The sequence below is a fragment of the Chryseobacterium sp. SIMBA_038 genome, from assembly GCF_046535115.1.
Classification (GTDB): domain Bacteria; phylum Bacteroidota; class Bacteroidia; order Flavobacteriales; family Weeksellaceae; genus Chryseobacterium.
This window is the reverse complement of record NZ_JAWRXH010000301.1, coordinates 1-255: the sequence shown is the minus strand read 5'-3', so window position 1 is coordinate 255 and position 255 is coordinate 1. Positions and strand designations below refer to the sequence as shown.

1 pseudogene is annotated in these 255 nt (G+C 38.0%); it reads left to right on the top strand.

Annotation, left to right across the window (positions count from 1 at the left end):
* Nucleotides 1-255, top strand: a pseudogene (locus SB689_RS23645) (hypothetical protein); the annotation flags it as partial.

Genomic DNA, 255 nt, shown 5'->3' with positions numbered 1-255 from the left:
CTAATGGATGCTTTTCTATTGCTAAAATTAATCTCGTTGTTCTTCCTCCTGTTAAATCTGTAGTTCTGAAAGACAAAACCATTTGCATTGAGGAGAAAACAGATCTGGATGCTGGTCCTGGTTTTAGTGAATACACCTGGAGTACGGGAGCTACTACTTCATTTATTAAGGATGTAGGTGTAGGAACCTATTGGGTAAAGCTTACAACAGGAAACTGTATTACCACTCAGATTGTAAAGGTATTACCATCTCCTA